The sequence below is a fragment of the Isoptericola haloaureus genome, from assembly GCF_036689775.1.
Taxonomy (GTDB): Bacteria; Actinomycetota; Actinomycetes; order Actinomycetales; family Cellulomonadaceae; genus Isoptericola; species Isoptericola haloaureus.
Genome location: NZ_JBAGLP010000117.1, coordinates 37,040 through 52,962 on the forward strand (window position 1 = coordinate 37,040; position 15,923 = coordinate 52,962).

The window sequence follows — 15,923 nt, forward strand, 5'->3', positions numbered from 1 at the left end:
AAGCGGTCACTGGTCATGATGCCACGCTCGCTCGACGAGTTCGCCGACCCGGTCCCCCGCGGCCCGTTCCGCCTCGAGAGCGTGTTGCAGAATGATAACGGCTGCAGCCTGGTCGATGACAGGCCGGTGCTTCGCCGTCTTCCGGCCCGCCGAGCGGAGCTGGGCGTGGGCCGTCACCGTCGTCATCCGTTCGTCGACGAGCCGGACCGGCACCGGGGCGACCCGGGCGGCCAGGCGGTCCGCGAACGCCCGGGCGTCCGCGGTCGCGGCGCCCTCGTGCCCCGACAGGTGGCGCGGCAGGCCGACGTAGACGACCGCCGCGAGCCGGTCGTCGACCTCGGCGGCGATCCGCGCGACGTCGGCCGTCACCGCAGGTGCCCCGTCGTCGTCCGTGGGGACGGCGAGCACCCGCGGCACCGTCTCGACGGGCGTGGCGACCAGGCCGTCCGGGTCGGACCCGGCCAGCCCGATGCGGGCCTTGCCGACGTCCACGCCGAGGCGGGCGCCCCGAGGCAGGGCCTCAGGCACCGGCGGCCTCACGCACCTGGGTGCGCACGCCCTCGAGCGCGGCCGCCACGGCCGCGACGTCCGACCCGCCACCCTGGGCGAGGTCCGGCTTGCCGCCGCCCCCGCCACCGAGGGTCCGGGCCGCCGCCTTGACGAAGTCGCCGGCCCGCAGACCGGCGTCCCGGGCGGCGGAGTTCGTGGCGACGACGACGAGCGGACGGCCGTTCGCCGCACCGGCGACGGCCACGACCGCGGCGTCGCCCTCGCCCATCCGGCCCCGCACGTCGAGCGCGAGGGTGCGCAGGTCGTCGGCCGAGCCGACCTCGCCGGCGTCGTGCGCCACGACCCGCACGTCGCCCTCGCGGGGCGCCTCGGCGGCGAGCGTGGCGGCCTGGGCCAGCAGCTGGCCCTGCCGCAGGGTCGCGAGCTCCTTCTCGGTCTCCCGCAGGCGGCTCATGAGCGAGCCGACGCGGTCCGTGAGCTCCTCGGGACGCGCGTTGAGCATGCCGGTGAGCTGACCGACCAGCGCGTGCTCCTTGGCGTGGAAGCCGTAGGCGCCGGCGCCGACCAGCGCGTCCACGCGGCGCACCCCGGAACCGATGGAGGACTCGCCGAGCAGCGCCACCCGGCCGACCTCCCCGGTCGCGCCGACGTGCGTGCCGCCGCACAGCTCGCGCGACCACTCCCCGCCGATGGAGACGACCCGAACGTTCTCGCCGTACTTCTCGCCGAAGAGCGCCATCGCGCCCAGCTCCTTGGCCTTCGACAGCGACATGACCGCGTCGGTGACCTCGAGGTTCTCGGTGAGCCGCTCGTTGACCCGCTCCTCGATCTCGCTGAGCTGGGCGGCCGAGACGGCCGTGGGCGAGCGGAAGTCGAACCGCACCCGGCTCGGCGCGTTCTCCGACCCGGCCTGGGTGCGGTCCTCGCCGACCATCTCGTGCAGCGCCTTGTGGATCATGTGCGTCGCCGAGTGCGCGCGGCTGATCGCCACCCGCCGGCCGGAGTCGATCGCGGCCGTGCCCGGGTCCCCGAGCGCCACCGTGCCCTCGGTGAGACGACCGCGGTGCACGGACAGCCCCGCCACCGGGCGCTGGACGTCGTCGACCTCGATCGTGGCGCCGGAGTCGAGGGTGATGGTGCCCTGGTCGGCGAGCTGGCCGCCGGCCTCGGCGTAGAACGGCGTGCGGTCCAGGACCACCTCGACGTCGGCCGGGGCGGTGGCCGCCGGGGCCGGCGCGCCGTCGACGAGCAGGCCCTCGACGTGCACCGAGGCCTGGTGGTCGCCGTACCCGAGGAACTCCACCGGAGCCGTGAGCTGCTGGGCCAGCGTCTCGTAGGCGCGCAGGTCCCCGTGCCCGGTCTTCTTCGCCAGCGCGTCGGCCCGGGCACGCTGCTTCTGCTCCGCCATGAGGTCGCGGAAGGCCTTCTCGTCGACCTGGACGCCCTGCTCGGCGGCCATCTCGAGGGTGAGGTCGATCGGGAAGCCGTAGGTGTCGTGCAGCTGGAAGGCCTCGTCGCCGCCGAGGACGACCGGCCCGCCGTCGGCGCTCTTCTTCGCCCGCTGCACCGCCGTGTCCAGGATCGTGGTCCCGGAGGCGAGGGTGCGGCGGAAGGCGTCCTCCTCGCCGTAGGCGACGTCGGCGATGCGTCCGAAGTCCGTCTCCAGCTCCGGGTACGACGCCTTCATGGCCTCCTTGGACACCGGCAGCAGCGCCGGCAGGGCGACCTCGTCCACGCCGAGGAGCCGCACGGCGCGCACGGCGCGGCGGATCAGGCGGCGCAGGACGTAGCCGCGCCCCTCATTGGCCGGGCGGACGCCGTCACCGATGACCATCAGGGCCGAACGCACGTGGTCGGCGACGACGCGCATGCGCACGTCGTCCTCGAGGTTCGCGCCGTAGCGCTTGCCGGTCATCTCCTCCACGGTGGCGATGACGGGGTACACCTCGTCGATCTCGTAGAGGTTCTCCTTGCCCTGGAGCAGGTAGGCGATCCGCTCGAGGCCGGCCCCAGTGTCGATGCTCTTGTGGTCCAGCTCGCCGAGCAGCGGGTAGTCCTTGCCCTGGCCCTCGCCGCGGACGAACTCGTCGAAGACGAGGTTCCAGATCTCCAGGTAGCGGTCGCCGCCGGGGTCCACGGTGCCGCCCTCGGCCTCGGGCCCGTAGGCCGGGCCGCGGTCGTAGTGCCACTCCGCGCAGGGGCCCGCGGGGCCGGGCTGACCCGTGTCCCAGAAGTTCTCCTCGCGCGGCAGCCGCACGACGTGCTTCGGGTCCAGGCCGATGCCCTTCGTCAGAGCGTCGTAGGCCTCGGCGTCCTGCTCCCAGATGGTCACCCAGAGCCGGTCGCCGTCGAGACCGTAGCCCCCGGCGCCCTGCTCGGTGGTCAGCAGCTCCCAGGCGAAGTCGATGGCCTCGCGCTTGAAGTAGTCCCCGAAGGAGAAGTTGCCGTTCATCTGGAAGAACGTGCCGTGCCGGGTCGTGCGGCCGACGTTCTCGATGTCGTTGGTGCGGATGCACTTCTGCACGCTGGCGGCCCGCGGCCACGGCGCCTTCTCGGTGCCGAGGATGTACGGGATGAACGGCACCATGCCGGCGATCGTGAACAGGATCGACGGGTCCGGCGAGACCAGCGGGACGCTCGGGACGATCTCGTGGTCCTTCGAGCGGAAGTAGTCCAGCCAACGCTGGCGGATGTCGGCGGTGCGCATGGTGTCCTTCGTCAGTGTCGTTGCCTGGTGGCCCTGGGGCCATTGTCCCGCGCCGGAACGGTGCCGGCGGCGGGCTCAGAACGAGTAGCCCAGCTCGTCCTCGTCGGCGCGGGTGGCGGCCTCCGGGTCGACGGCGGCGTGCCGGCCGCGGCGGGTCCGCTCGACGTCGTCCGGGTGCGGCTGGCCCTCGGCGAGCAGCGCGGCGACCAGCTCGTCCTCGCGCGAGGCGCGGGCGGCGGCGAACTCGCTCCGGAACGTGGTGAGGAAGGTCTCGGCGCGCCGGGAGACGTCACGGCCCAGGTCCCCCGCGCGCTCGGCGACGGCCTCCGGGGTGTACCGCGCGACCAGCCGGCGCCCCCGCTGGATGACCACGACGGTGATCGTCACCCCGACACCGACCCAGAACAGCCGGCGGGTCACCGGGACGCACCGCCCTCGGACGAGGAGGAGCGGCGCCAGGCCTTGCTCAGGCCCTGGCGGACCCCGTAGGAGAACGCGGCGACCTTCACCAGGGGGCGCCCCAGGGTCGAGGCGTACAGCCCCGACAGGGCGGAGACGTTCTCGCTGACCTGGGCCGCGGCGGTGGTGATGGTGTCGACCTTGATCAGCTGGTCGTTCGTCGAGGACACCGTGGTCGCGGCCTCGTCGAGGATCGGCACCGAGTGCTCCGTGAGCTCACGGATGCTGCGCGAGGTCTCGTCGAGCGTGCGCCCGAGCTTGACCAGCGGCACGGCCAGCAGGCCGACCAGCAGCACGAATGCGACGGCGGCGATCAGTCCCGCCACGTCCCCCACGGACATCTCTCATCTCCTCGGTCGGGTGCGACGCCACCCTATCCAAACGACGACGCCCCGTCCCCGATCGGGGACGGGGCGTCGTGCCTGCTGAGCGCGGTGGCGCAGATCAGCGGGCGTAGTACTCGACGACCAGCTGGACGTCGCAGGTCACGGGGACCTCGGCGCGCTTCGGCGCACGGGTCAGCGCGACCGACAGCTTCTCGAGGTTGACGTCCAGGTAGCCCGGGACCTCGGGCAGCACGTCGCGGTGCGCACCGGCGGCGGCGACCTGGAACGGCGTCGTGGTCTGCGACTTCGGCTTGACCTGCAGGGTCTGGCCGGGCTGGACGCGGAACGACGGGCGGTCGACGATCTTGCCGTCCACCATGACGTGGCGGTGCGTGACGGCCTGGCGGGCCTGCAGGATCGTGCGGGCGAAGCCGGCGCGCAGGACCAGCGCGTCGAGGCGCGTCTCCAGGTCCTCGACCATGACCTCACCGGTCAGGCCCGGGTGCTTGCGGGCGTTCTCGTAGACCTTGAGGAGCTGCTTCTCGCGCAGCGCGTACTGGGCGCGCAGACGCTGCTTCTCGCGCAGACGCACCGCGTAGTCGGACTCGGTGCGGCGGCGGGCGCGGCCGTGCTCACCCGGGGGGTACGGACGCTTCTCGAAGTGGCGGACGGCCTTCGGGGTGAGGGCCAGACCGAGCTTGCGGCTCAGGCGCACCTGGCGGCGCGACTTGCGAACTGCAGTCACAGTGGTTCTTCCTGTCCTGTCGTGGATGCTGAGGTCACACCCGAGGCGCACGGGTCCGGGGACCGGTTCGTCGGGTGCGGGACCAGCCGACGGAGCCCTCCGGGCATCGGACCGATGCCGTGGGGAGGGTCTCGCAGGGCCGAGGTCCCAGGTGGTCGCCGCGAGGGCAACCCCACCATGCTACCGCATCCCGAACGCCGCTCCGCTCCCCCGATCCCCTCCTCTCCCCCGATCCCCTCCTCTCCTGTCATCCCCCACCCTTCCCCGCCGAGATACCGACCCGTCGTCGAGATACCGACTCATCGCCGTCCGGCACGTCGATCCACCGGTACGTCGGCGACGGGTCGGTATCTCGGCGCAGGGTGGCCGGACCGGGCCAGCACCCGTCGCACACGCTCGAGCAAGACCTCGCGGTCCTCCAGGTCGGCCCACGAGACCCTCAGCACGACCCACCCGGCCTCACGCAGGGCGTCGTGCCGACGCTTCTCGTCGTAGACGGCCTGATCGGCACGCACCGTGCCCGACGCGGCGTACTTGCCCCTGCCGTCGAACTCGAACCCCACCTTCAGCTCCGGCCACCCGAGATCGACCCACCGGGTCCCCATCCACGTCGCCACGGGAACGGCCGCCTCGGGAGCCGCGAGCCCCTCGTCGGCCAGGATCCAGCGCAACCGTGACTCACCCGGCGACTCCACGCGCCCGTCGGCCACCGCCAGGACGCGTCGCGCGGAGCGGATGCCCCGCGTGCCGGCCGACTCCGCCATGAGCGTCCCCACGACGTCCGGGTCAGCACCCAGGCGCATCGCGGAGTCGACGACGACGACCGCCTGCTCGCCGGGCAGCGCGCGGGCGCAGTCGACCGCGGTCCGCTCCAGCGTCGTCACGGGAACGCCGTCGAGGGTCGTCCGGTCCCGCGGAGACAGGGCGGTCCAGTGCCGGCGCAGCCCGACACTGCCCCGGCGCACGTCGGGAGGGCCCAGCTGGGTCACGTGTGCCGTCGTGCCCAGGCGGTAGGTCCAGCAGCCCCAGAGCAGCGCCGCACTGGTGTGGCTCGCCCAGACCGGCGTGCGCAGACCCGCGAGCGCCGCCGCGAGCCGGACCAGGTGAGCGTGCTCACGCCGCACGGCCGGCGAGTCCGTCGCCGACAGGTCCGGCAGCGCGTAGATCCCGGGCCTGACCCGCACCAGGTCACCCCGGCGTCGTCGACGACGTGTCTCGGTCTCGCGCTCGCGGGTCGCGCGGTACACGGTCGGCAGGTCTCGACGTCGCGGGCGATCGCTCCCGGGACGCCCCGGCGGTGCAGGAGTCGTCATGCCCACCGAGCCTGGTCCGGTCGGCGAGGGGCGCCCGGGCCTGCGTCACGCTCCTGTGGACGGCGCGTGAGCGTCCACAGGGCGACGTCGAGGTCCGAGAGCCTGTCGCGCGCCGCCGAGGTACCGGTCCGTCGTCGAGATACCGGCTCATCGTCGTCCGGCACGTCGACCGGCCGGTACGTCGGCGACCGGGCGGTACGTCGGCGATGGGGCGGTACCTCGACGACAGGGCGGTACCTCGGGGGTGCCAGGTGCCCGGGAGCACCAGGTACCCGGGAGTCCGTCAGTCGGCGGAGTCGAGGATCTGCCGGATGCGGTCCAGCCGCTCGGACACCTGGCGCTCGAACCCGCGGTCGCTCGGCTCGTAGTAGCGCCGACCCGCGAGCTCCTCGGGCAGGTACCGCTGCGCGGCGACGCCGTGCGGCTCGTCGTGGGCGTACCGGTACCCGGTGCCGTGACCGAGCTTCTCCGCGCCGGCGTAGTGGGCGTCGCGCAGGTGGGCGGGCACCACCCCGACCCGGCCGGCCGAGACGTCCGCGAGCGCCGCCCCGATCCCGGCGTAGGCACGGTTGGACTTCGGGGCCGTGGCGAGGTGGACGACGGCCTCGGCGAGCACGATGCGTCCCTCGGGCATCCCGATGAGCTGGACGGCCTGTGCGGCCGCCACGGCGGTCTGCAGCGCCGACGGGTCGGCCATGCCGACGTCCTCCGCGGCGGAGATCACGAGGCGGCGCGCGATGAACCGCGGGTCCTCCCCCGCGGCCACCATGCGGGCCAGGTAGTGCAGGGCGGCGTCGACGTCGGAGCCGCGGATCGACTTGATGAACGCGGAGACGACGTCGTAGTGCTGGTCGCCGTCGCGGTCGTAGCGCACGGCGGCGACGTCGACGGCCCGTTCGACGGTGTCGAGGTCGACGGTGACGGGCCCCTCGGGCGCGACCTCGTCGCGGGCGTCGCTGAGGGCTGCCCCGGCGGCGGCCTCGAGCACGGTCAGGGCCTTGCGCGCGTCGCCGCCGGCCATGCGCACGAGCTGGTCCTCGGCGTCGTCGGCGAGCGTGACGGCGCCGTCGAGCCCGCGCTCGTCGGCGAGGGCGCGGCGCACGAGACCGCGCACGTCCTCGCCCGTGAGCGGTCGCAGGGTCAGCAGCAGCGAACGGGACAGCAGCGGGGAGTTGACGGAGAACGACGGATTCTCGGTGGTGGCCGCCACGAGGGTGACCCACCGGTTCTCCACGCTGGGCAGCAGGGCGTCCTGCTGGGTCTTGGAGAACCGGTGCACCTCGTCGATGAACAGCACGGTCTCCTCGCCGCCGGTGGCCAGGCGACGGCGGGCGTCCTCGATGACCTGGCGGACCTCCTTGACGCCGGCGGTGACGGCGGACAGCTCGACGAACCGCCGCCCGGAGGTGGTGGCCACGAGGTAGGCCAGGGTCGTCTTGCCGACGCCGGGCGGGCCCCACAGGATCACGGATCCGGGGGCGGCTCGGCGGGCGGCGTCGTCGGCGGGCTCGACGAGCCGGCGCAGCGGGGAGCCGGGCACGAGCAGGTGCCCCTGGCCGGTCACCTCGTCGAGCGAGGCCGGGCGCATGCGCACGGCGAGCGGGGCGCCGGCCCCGCGGCGCGCGGTCACCGGCGTGCCGTGCTCGCCGGTGGTCGCGGCGTTGAACAGGTCCATGCGGGCGAGCCTAGTTCGCGCGGCGGGGCGTCGCACACCTGTTCGACGCCGGTCGGGCCCGTGCGCCACGGCCGTCGGCGCGTCCCCGTGGTCACGACGCCGCGCAGGCGGGTGCCGCTGCTAGCCTGTCGCGGCGGTGCCCGGCCGGCGTTGACCGCTCGGGGGTGCCGGTCCTTCCTCCCCACTCCGGGACGACAGACACTCCGGGACGACAGACAGGGGCGTGACCGTGACGCTGGACGCTTGGCTGACGCTGGCCGTGGTGCTCGGGGTGCTGGCCACCCTGGTGCGCGGGCGGGTCTCTCCCGCCGTGACCGTGTTCGCCGGCGCGGTGGCGGTCATGATCCTCGGCGTGGTGCCGGCGCAGGACGCCTTCTCCGGATTCTCGAACCCGGCGCCGATCACGGTGGCGGCCCTGTACGTGCTGGCGGCCGGGATCGAGAAGACCGGTGCCCTGACGCCGGTGATGCAGAGCACGCTGGGCGAGAACGGCTCCTACCGACGGCCCCTGATCCGCACGCTCGCGCCGACGATGGCGGCCTCGGCGTTCCTCAACAACACGCCGATCGTGGCGATGCTGGTGCCGCAGGTGACTGCCTGGGCGAACCGTCGCCGGCTGGCCGTGTCCAAGATCCTCATGCCGGTGTCGTTCGCGGCGGTGCTCGGCGGGCTGCTGACGGTCATCGGCACGTCGACGAACCTGGTGGTCTCCGGACAGATGTCGACGCTGGGCCTGGAGCCGATCGGGTTCTTCGAGATCGGCAAGGTGGGCCTGCCGATCGCGCTGGTGGGCTTCGTCGCGCTCATCGCCCTGTCGCCCGTGCTGCTGCCGGACCGGCGCTCGGCCCGGACGGAGATGGAGCAGGAGGGCCGTCGGTTCTCCTTCGAGATGATCGTCGAGGCCGGCGGTCCGGTCGACGGGCGCACCGTCGAGCAGGCGCGTCTGCGCGACCTGTCCGGGCTGTTCCTGGCCTCCGTGGACCGCGGCGACACGACCATCGCGCCCGTGCGACCCGACACCGTGCTGCGCGGCGGCAACCGCCTGCACTTCGTCGGCCCGCTGGACCGGGTGGTCAAGCTGCAGGAGATGCGGGGGCTGCGCTCGGCGGAGATGGAGCACGTGCTCGACCTCGCCGAGCCGTCGGTGCGCTACTACGAGGCGGTCGTCGGGAGCCGCTCCCCGCTGGTGGGACGCACGCTGAAGGACGTGGGCTTCCGCGCCACCTACCAGGCGGCGGTGCTCGCGATCCACCGGTCGGGCCAGCTCGTCGAGAGCCGGCTGGGCACCGAGCGCATCCGGCTGGGCGACACGCTCATCCTGGTCAGCGACCCCGACTTCCGCGAGCGGTGGCGCGACCGGGCCGACTTCCTGCTGGTGGCCGAGCTCGACGGCAGCCCGCCGTCGGCGACGTCGCGTGGCTGGGTCCCCGTGGGGCTGCTGGCGGCCGTGGTCGTCCTGGCCGCGACGGGGCTGGTGCCCATCCTGCACGGCTCCCTGGTGGCGGCGATCGCGCTGGTGGCCACGAAGGTGCTGTCTCCCCTGGAGGCCCGCCGCGCGATCGACGTCGAGGTGATCGTCGTCATCGCCTCGGCGTTCGGTCTGGCCGCGGCGATGGAGGCGTCCGGGCTGGCGCAGGTCGTGGCCGACGGCATGGTGGGGCTGTTCGGGGGGTACGCGCCCTACGGGGTGCTGCTGGGCCTGGTGCTGGCCACCGTGCTCCTCACCGAGCTGGTGACCAACAACGCCGCGGCGCTGCTGATGCTGCCGGTGGCGGTGAGCACCGCGGGGGCGGCCGGGCTGGACCCTCGGGGCGCGGCGATCGCCGTGGCCGTCGCCGCGTCGGCGTCGTTCCTGTCCCCCATCGGCTACCAGACCAACATGATGGTCTACGGCCCGGGCGGCTACCGGTTCACCGACTACGCCCGCCTCGGGTGGATCCTGACGCTGGTGACGGTCGTGGCCACCGTCGTGCTGGTGCCGACCCTGTGGCCGGCACCAGCCTGACGGTGGTCCGTGGACCGGGGCCTCAGCCCTCGGCGTCCTCGGGCTCGGCGTCGACGCCGGCCTCCTGGCGCTGCTCGGCCGTGATCGGCGCCGGCGCGTCCGTCAGCGGGTCGTAGCCGCCGCCGGACTTCGGGAAGGCGATGACGTCGCGGATCGACGGCGCCTTGGTCAGCAGCGCGACGATGCGGTCCCAGCCGAAGGCGATGCCGCCGTGCGGCGGGGCGCCGAACTTGAAGGCGTCGAGCAGGAAGCCGAACTTCTCCTGCGCCTCCTCGTGACCGATGCCCATGACCGCGAAGATGCGCTCCTGGACGTCGCGGCGGTGGATACGGATCGAGCCGCCGCCGATCTCGTTGCCGTTGCAGACGATGTCGTAGGCGTAGGCGAGCGCGTTGCCCGGGTCGGACTCGAAGGAGTCGAGCCACTCCGGCTTCGGGGACGTGAAGGCGTGGTGCAGCGCCGTCCACGCCGAGGTCCCCAGGTCCACGTCGTCGTCCTCGCCGGCCGGCTTGAACAGCGGGGCGTCCACGACCCAGACGAAGGACCAGGCGTCCTCGTCGATCTGGCCGGTGCGGTGGGCGATCTCCACGCGGGCCGCGCCGAGCAGGGCGCGCGAGTCCGTCGTCTTCCCGGCGGCGAAGAACACCGCGTCACCGGGCTGGGCACCGGTGACCTCCGCGAGGCCCTCGCGCTCGGTCTCGGACAGGTTCTTGGCGACCGGGCCGCCGAGCGTGCCGTCCTCGGCGAACGTGACGTAGGCCAGACCCTTGGCGCCGCGCTGCTTGGCCCAGTCCTGCCAGGCGTCGAACTGGCGCCGCGGCTGCGCGGCCCCGCCCGGCATGACGACCGCACCGACGTACTCGTTCTGGAAGACCCGGAACGTGGTGTCGGCGAAGTACTCGGTGAGCTCGACCAGCGGGTTGCCGTAGCGCAGGTCCGGCTTGTCCGTGCCGTACAGGCGCATCGCGTCCGCGAAGGTGATGCGCTCGAAGGGCCGCGGGAGCTCGACGTCGACGAGCTGCCAGATCTCGGCGAGCAGGTCCTCGGTCAGGGCGAGCACGTCGTCCTGGTCGACGAAGCTCATCTCGACGTCCAGCTGGGTGAACTCCGGCTGCCGGTCGGCGCGGAAGTCCTCGTCGCGGTAGCAGCGCGCGATCTGGTAGTAGCGCTCCAGGCCGCCGACCATGAGCAGCTGCTTGAACAGCTGCGGCGACTGCGGCAGGGCGTACCAGGAACCGGGCGACAGCCGCGCGGGCACCAGGAAGTCGCGCGCACCCTCGGGGGTGGAGCGGGTCAGCGTCGGGGTCTCGACCTCGACGAACTCGTGGGAGTCCAGCACCCGGCGGGCCGCGGCGTTCACCTTTGCGCGCAGCCGCATGGCGTGCGCGGGCGCGGGACGCCGCAGGTCCAGGTAGCGGTGCTTGAGACGCGCCTCCTCGCCGATGGTCTCGGTGTCCGCGAGCGCGGTGGAGACCTGGAAGGGCAGCGCCTCGGAGGTGTTGAGCACCTCGACGTCGCTGGCGATGACCTCGATGTCGCCGGTGGCGAGGTTCGCGTTGGCGTTGCCCTCGGGGCGGCGGGAGACCTCACCGGTGACGCGCAGCACGAACTCGGCGCGCAGCGGGTGGGCGACCTCCTCGTCGCGGATGACGACCTGCGCGATGCCGGAGGCGTCACGCAGGTCGATGAAGGCCACTCCCCCGTGGTCCCGGCGACGATCGACCCAGCCCGTGAGGGTGACGGTCTGGCCGATGTGCTCGGCCCGCAATGAGCCGGCCGTGTGGGTGCGGAGCACGGAAGGTTCCTTTCGCACGATGTCGGGGATCACGCCGTCGGGTCCGCCGCCGGCGCGGGCGCACGCGACGCCCGTGACATCCTACTGGGGCACCGCCACCGCACCGCGAGGAGAGACTGATGGCCCGCCAGATTGCGACGAACACCACGGTGGAGCGCGACGAGCTCACGGAGTTCTTGCGCAGCCGCCACAACGGGGTCCTGGTGACCACCCGCGACGACGGGCGCCCCCAGCTCAGCCCCGTGACCTATGGCGTCGACCCGGACGGCCGGGTCGTCGTCTCGACCTACCCCGAGCGGGCCAAGGCTGTGAACCTGCGCAAGCGTCCGCAGGTGTCGTTCATGGCCCAGGGCGACGACTTCGGCGACGCCTGGGTGCAGGTCGACGGCACCGCGGAGGTGCTGGACATGCCCGAGTCGCTGGAGCCGCTGGTGGAGTACTTCCGGGCGGCCGCCGGCAAGGAGCACCCGGACTGGGACGAGTACCGCGAGGCGATGGCGAAGCAGGACAAGTCCGTGATCCGGATCACCGTCGAGCGCTGGGGCCCGATCGCGACGGGCGGGTTCCCGGCCCGGCTGGTCGAGGAGGGCTGACCGGCACGCCGCGACGGTCAGAAGAGCGTCGCGGCGCTCCCGGGCTCCCCCGCCGGCGCGGCGACGACCATCGACCCGGCGGGGTAGTCGGCGTCGCCGTGCGGGCGCAGGTCGTCGTCGTACCGGCCGGTCGCCCCCGAGGCGGCCCGGTGCCCGGAGCCGGCGAAGCCCCGTTCCTCCAGCAGGGGACGCACCCGCTGCCACAGCCAGTCCCGGTACCCGTCGTGCGCGTCGGCGCCGCGGGCGAAGACCCGGTGGTAGCCCGCCACCCGCTCGGGGTGCTCCCGGGCGAGCCAGCGCAGGTACCAGTCGCGGGTCCCGGGCTTGAGCCGCAGCGGGACGACGGTCACCCCGGTCGCCCCGGCGTGGGCGATCGCGTCCAGCAGCCGCGTCAGGTGGTCCGTGGAGTCCGTCAACCACGGCAGCACCGGGGCGACCATCACCCCGCACGGCAGTCCCGCGGCCCGGATCGCGCGCACCAGGTCCAGGCGCGCCTTGGGTGTCGGCGTGCCCGGCTCGACCGACTGCTGGAGCTCGACGTCGGCGAACGACAGCGACACGCCGAGGCCGACCTCGACCCGGTCGGCGGCGTCGGCGATCAGCGGCAGGTCGCGGCGCAGCAGCGTGCCCTTGGTGAGGATCGAGAACGGCGTGCGGGCGTCCGCGAGCGCCGTGATGATCCCCGGCATGAGCCGGTAGCGACCCTCGGCGCGCTGGTAGGGGTCGGTGTTGGTGCCCAGCGCGACGGGCTCGCGCCGCCAAGAGGGCCTGGCGAGCTCGGCGCGCAGCACCTGGTCGACGTTCGTCTTGACCACGACCTGGGAGTCGAAGTCGGCCCCGGCGTCCAGGTCGAGGTACTCGTGCGTCGGCCTCGCAAAGCAGTACAGGCAGGCGTGCGAGCAGCCACGGTAGGGGTTGATCGTCCACCGGAACGGCATGCGCGACGCGGCCGGCACCTTGGACAACGCGCTCTTGGCCAGGACCTCGTGGAACGTGACCCCGGCGAACTCCGGCGTGCGCACGCTGCGGACCAGGCCGAGGCGGGCCAGGCCCGGGCGCTCCAGCCCGGGCAGCGCGCCGTCGTCGGCCGTCGTGGCCTGTGAGTCCCATCGCACCCGGCAAGTCGAACACGTGTTCTACTCCGAGGTCAAGGTGCCGCACCGATGAGTCGCGCGCCCACGGCCGGTCGGCCCTGACGGCTGCCGACGGTCGGCAGCCCTCGACCCGAGGAGGAACCATGGTCACCGTCCAGCAGGCGTTCAGCAGCTTCTCCGTCGACGATCTCGACGTCGCCGAGTCGTTCTACCGCGACGTCCTCGGCCTGGCCGTGTCGCGCACGGCGATGGGCCTCGAGCTCGACGTGACCGGCGGCTCCCCGGTGGTCGTCTACGCCAAGGGCACGGCCCACGAGCCTGCGAGCCACACCGTGCTCAACCTCGTGGTGCCCGACATCGACGCCGCCGTGGCCGAGCTCGGCCACGAGGGCGTCGAGCTCGTGCGCTACCCGCCGTTCGACCACGACGCGGCGGGCGTGGTGCGCAGCCCGGACCCGGAGCAGGGCCCCACGGTCGCGTGGTTCCGCGACCCCGCGCGCAACGTCGTCGGGCTGATCGCCGCCTGAGCGCTACTCCCCCGCCACGACGCGGGGGTGCAGGTCCTCGGCCGGCGGCGTCCAGGTCGCGGGGTCCACGGCCACCTGCTCGCCGGAGCGGATGTCCTTGACCTGGTGCTCCTCGCCCGGGAACCACACGAACGGGATGCCGCGGCGGTCGGCGACCTTGATCTGCTTGCCGAACTTCGCCGCGGTGGGTGCCACGTCCGTCGGCACGCCCCGGGACCGCAGCGCGGCGGCGACGGCGTCCGAGGCGGCCCGCGAGTCCTCGTCGGTGACGGCCACGAGCACCGCGGTCGGCACGCCCCGGGTCGCGGTCATCAGGCCGGCGGAGAGCACCCGCGAGACCAGGCGCGAGACGCCGACGGACAGCCCGACGCCGGGATAGGTGTTCTTGCCGTCCGAGGCGAGGGTGTCGTACCGGCCACCGGAGCAGATCGAGCCGAGCTGCTCGTGCCCGACCAGCACCGTCTCGTAGACGGAGCCGGTGTAGTAGTCGAGCCCGCGGGCGATCTTGAGGTCGGCGACCACGACGCCGGGTGCGCGGGCACCCGCCGCCTCGATCAGCGCGCCGAGCTCCGCCAGGCCGGTCTCGAGCAGGTCCGTGCCGGCGTCGTAGCGCGCGGCGAGCTTGCGCACGTCGTCGACCACGGTGGTGTCGCTGCCGTGGATCGCGGCCAGGTCGAGGCAGGCCGCGGCCTGCTCGGGCGTGGCGCCCTGCTCGGCGACGAGCAGCTCGGCGACCTTCTCCACGCCGATCTTGTCGAGCTTGTCGATCTGGCGCAGCACGCCCTCGACGTCGCCCAGTCCCAGCCCGCGGTAGAAGCCCTCGGCCACCTTGCGGTTGTTGACCAGCACGCGGACCGGCGGCAGCCCGACCTCGCGCAGCGCGCCCAGGGCCTCGGCCATGACCAGCGGCAGCTCGACCTCGTAGTGGTACGGCAGGTCGCCCGCCCCGACGACGTCGATGTCGGCCTGGACGAACTCCCGGAACCGGCCCTCCTGGGGCCGCTCGCCGCGCCAGACCTTCTGGATCTGGTACCGCTTGAACGGGAACGCGAGACGGCCGGCGTTCTCCAGCACGTACCGCGCGAACGGCACCGTGAGGTCGAAGTGCAGCCCGAGCTGCTTCTCGGAGCGCGCGCCGCCGTCGCCCACCGCGACGTCGTCACCCTCCTCCTGCAGCCGCCGCAGGACGTAGACCTCCTTGGACGTCTCGCCCTTGCGCAGCAGCTGGTCCAGCGGCTCGACCGCGCGCGTCTCGATGCCGGCGAACCCGTGCAGCTCGAAGGTGCGACGCAGCACGTCCAGGACGTGCTGCTCCACCACGCGACCGTCGGGGAGCCATTCGGGGAAACCGGAGAGAGGGGTGACGCGAGCCATGGGGACGATCTTCCCACGACCCCGGACCCGGGCGTGGACCCGTCCGGGCCGCGGTCAGGCCGGCAGGAACGGGTTGGTGGCGAGCTCGCGCCCGACCGTGGTCGTCGGGCCGTGGCCCGGCACGACGCCGAGGGCCGGGTCGAGCGGTCGCACGACCTGGCGCAACGTGGTCAGCATCGCCTCGACGTCGGCGCCCGGCAGGTCGGTGCGCCCCACCCCGCCGGCGAAGAGCACGTCCCCGCTGAGCACGACGCCGGTGCCGCCGTCGGACCCGTCGACGAGGTAGAGGGTCGAGCCCTCGGTGTGGCCCGGGGCGTGCCGGGCGTGCAGGGTGACGTCACCGGCGACGATCTCGGCCTCCGGGCCGTCGAACGGCTCGATCCGCTCGGGGGCGGCGTAGTCGCGCGGCGTGCAGCCGAAACCGTCGAGCGCCTGCACCAGCGCGTCGCTGACGCTGGTCTCGGCGGCCGAGCCGCCGGCGCGGCCGATCGTGCCGAAGGGGTCGGCGATCCGGTAGACGTCGGCGGCGTGCAGGCGCAGCGGGACGTCGAAGCGACGGCACAGCGCGGCGGCGTCCCACGTGTGGTCGACGTGGCCGTGGGTGGCCAGCACGGCCCGTGGCAGCAGTGACCGTTCGGCCACCAGCTCCGTGACGGGGCCCGCGGTCCCGGCCCCGGCGTCGACCACGACGCAGTCGCGCCGGCCGTCGGGGTGCGCGGCGTCGGACACGACCACGCAGCAGTTGGTGCCGAACACCGGGGCGACGACCACATGCACGTCCATGGCGCCCACCGTAGTGG

At 73.4% G+C, this 15,923-nt stretch carries 14 protein-coding genes; 3 read left to right on the forward strand and 11 right to left on the reverse strand.

From position 1 onward, the window contains the following. Positions 1 to 6 precede the first annotated feature (6 nt). From ruvX to V5O49_RS08360, 7 genes are all read right to left on the reverse strand, one after another. The gene (ruvX, locus tag V5O49_RS08330; RefSeq protein WP_332901816.1) at positions 7 to 528 is read right to left on the reverse strand and encodes a Holliday junction resolvase RuvX; all 522 of its coding nucleotides are present in this window, start codon (positions 526 to 528) and stop codon (positions 7 to 9) included. Next, a complete protein-coding gene (gene alaS / locus V5O49_RS08335; RefSeq protein WP_332901817.1) occupies positions 521 to 3,217 on the reverse strand; it encodes an alanine--tRNA ligase in 2,697 nt (898 codons plus the stop codon). Before alaS ends, ruvX begins: the two co-directional genes overlap by 8 nt. Positions 3,218 to 3,292: 75 nt before the next feature. Beyond that, the gene (locus V5O49_RS08340; protein ID WP_278234515.1) at positions 3,293 to 3,637 is read right to left on the reverse strand and encodes a hypothetical protein; all 345 of its coding nucleotides are present in this window, start codon (positions 3,635 to 3,637) and stop codon (positions 3,293 to 3,295) included. After that, positions 3,634 to 4,017, reverse strand: a complete 384-nt coding sequence (locus tag V5O49_RS08345) for a DUF948 domain-containing protein (protein ID WP_332901818.1) — start codon at positions 4,015 to 4,017, stop codon at positions 3,634 to 3,636. The genes V5O49_RS08340 and V5O49_RS08345 overlap by 4 nt, the downstream gene beginning before the upstream one ends. Positions 4,018 to 4,120: 103 nt before the next feature. Beyond that, positions 4,121 to 4,747, reverse strand: a complete 627-nt coding sequence (rpsD, locus tag V5O49_RS08350; protein ID WP_332901819.1) for a 30S ribosomal protein S4 — start codon at positions 4,745 to 4,747, stop codon at positions 4,121 to 4,123. Between the two features lie 299 nt (positions 4,748 to 5,046). Continuing rightward, entirely contained in the window at positions 5,047 to 6,060 is a 1,014-nt protein-coding gene (locus V5O49_RS08355; protein ID WP_332901820.1) for a hypothetical protein, read from the reverse strand. Positions 6,061 to 6,343: 283 nt separating this feature from the next. Further along, on the reverse strand, positions 6,344 to 7,735 hold the full coding sequence (locus V5O49_RS08360) for a replication-associated recombination protein A (protein ID WP_332901821.1): 1,392 nt from the start codon (positions 7,733 to 7,735) through the stop codon (positions 6,344 to 6,346). A 229-nt stretch (positions 7,736 to 7,964) separates the two neighbouring features. Between V5O49_RS08360 and V5O49_RS08365 the strand changes: the two genes are divergently transcribed. Next, positions 7,965 to 9,740 (forward strand): SLC13 family permease, encoded by a 1,776-nt coding sequence (locus V5O49_RS08365; protein ID WP_332901822.1) that lies wholly within the window; start codon positions 7,965 to 7,967, stop codon positions 9,738 to 9,740. 22 nt (positions 9,741 to 9,762) lie between these two features. Here the strand turns inward: V5O49_RS08365 and aspS are convergent, their stop codons facing one another. Then, the gene (gene aspS, locus V5O49_RS08370) at positions 9,763 to 11,535 is read right to left on the reverse strand and encodes an aspartate--tRNA ligase (protein WP_332901823.1); all 1,773 of its coding nucleotides are present in this window, start codon (positions 11,533 to 11,535) and stop codon (positions 9,763 to 9,765) included. A 119-nt stretch (positions 11,536 to 11,654) separates the two neighbouring features. Here aspS and V5O49_RS08375 point away from each other — a divergent pair, with 119 nt between their 5' ends. Beyond that, positions 11,655 to 12,128, forward strand: a complete 474-nt coding sequence (locus tag V5O49_RS08375) for a PPOX class F420-dependent oxidoreductase (RefSeq protein ID WP_278234522.1) — start codon at positions 11,655 to 11,657, stop codon at positions 12,126 to 12,128. A 17-nt stretch (positions 12,129 to 12,145) separates the two neighbouring features. On the opposite strand, the gene V5O49_RS08380 is transcribed toward V5O49_RS08375, so the two are convergent. Further along, positions 12,146 to 13,243 carry an Rv2578c family radical SAM protein gene (locus tag V5O49_RS08380; protein ID WP_332901824.1) on the reverse strand — a complete coding sequence of 366 codons (1,098 nt, stop codon included), beginning with the start codon at positions 13,241 to 13,243 and terminating at the stop codon, positions 12,146 to 12,148. A 122-nt stretch (positions 13,244 to 13,365) separates the two neighbouring features. Between V5O49_RS08380 and V5O49_RS08385 the strand changes: the two genes are divergently transcribed. Continuing rightward, positions 13,366 to 13,749, forward strand: coding sequence for a VOC family protein (locus V5O49_RS08385; protein ID WP_332901825.1), 384 nt, complete (start codon positions 13,366 to 13,368; stop codon positions 13,747 to 13,749). A 3-nt stretch (positions 13,750 to 13,752) separates the two neighbouring features. Here the strand turns inward: V5O49_RS08385 and hisS are convergent, their stop codons facing one another. Both hisS and V5O49_RS08395 read right to left on the reverse strand, forming a co-directional pair. Continuing rightward, positions 13,753 to 15,123, reverse strand: coding sequence for a histidine--tRNA ligase (gene hisS, locus V5O49_RS08390; protein WP_332901826.1), 1,371 nt, complete (start codon positions 15,121 to 15,123; stop codon positions 13,753 to 13,755). A gap of 54 nt (positions 15,124 to 15,177) precedes the next feature. Then, on the reverse strand, positions 15,178 to 15,906 hold the full coding sequence (locus tag V5O49_RS08395) for an MBL fold metallo-hydrolase (RefSeq protein ID WP_332901827.1): 729 nt from the start codon (positions 15,904 to 15,906) through the stop codon (positions 15,178 to 15,180). Positions 15,907 to 15,923: the final 17 nt, after the last annotated feature.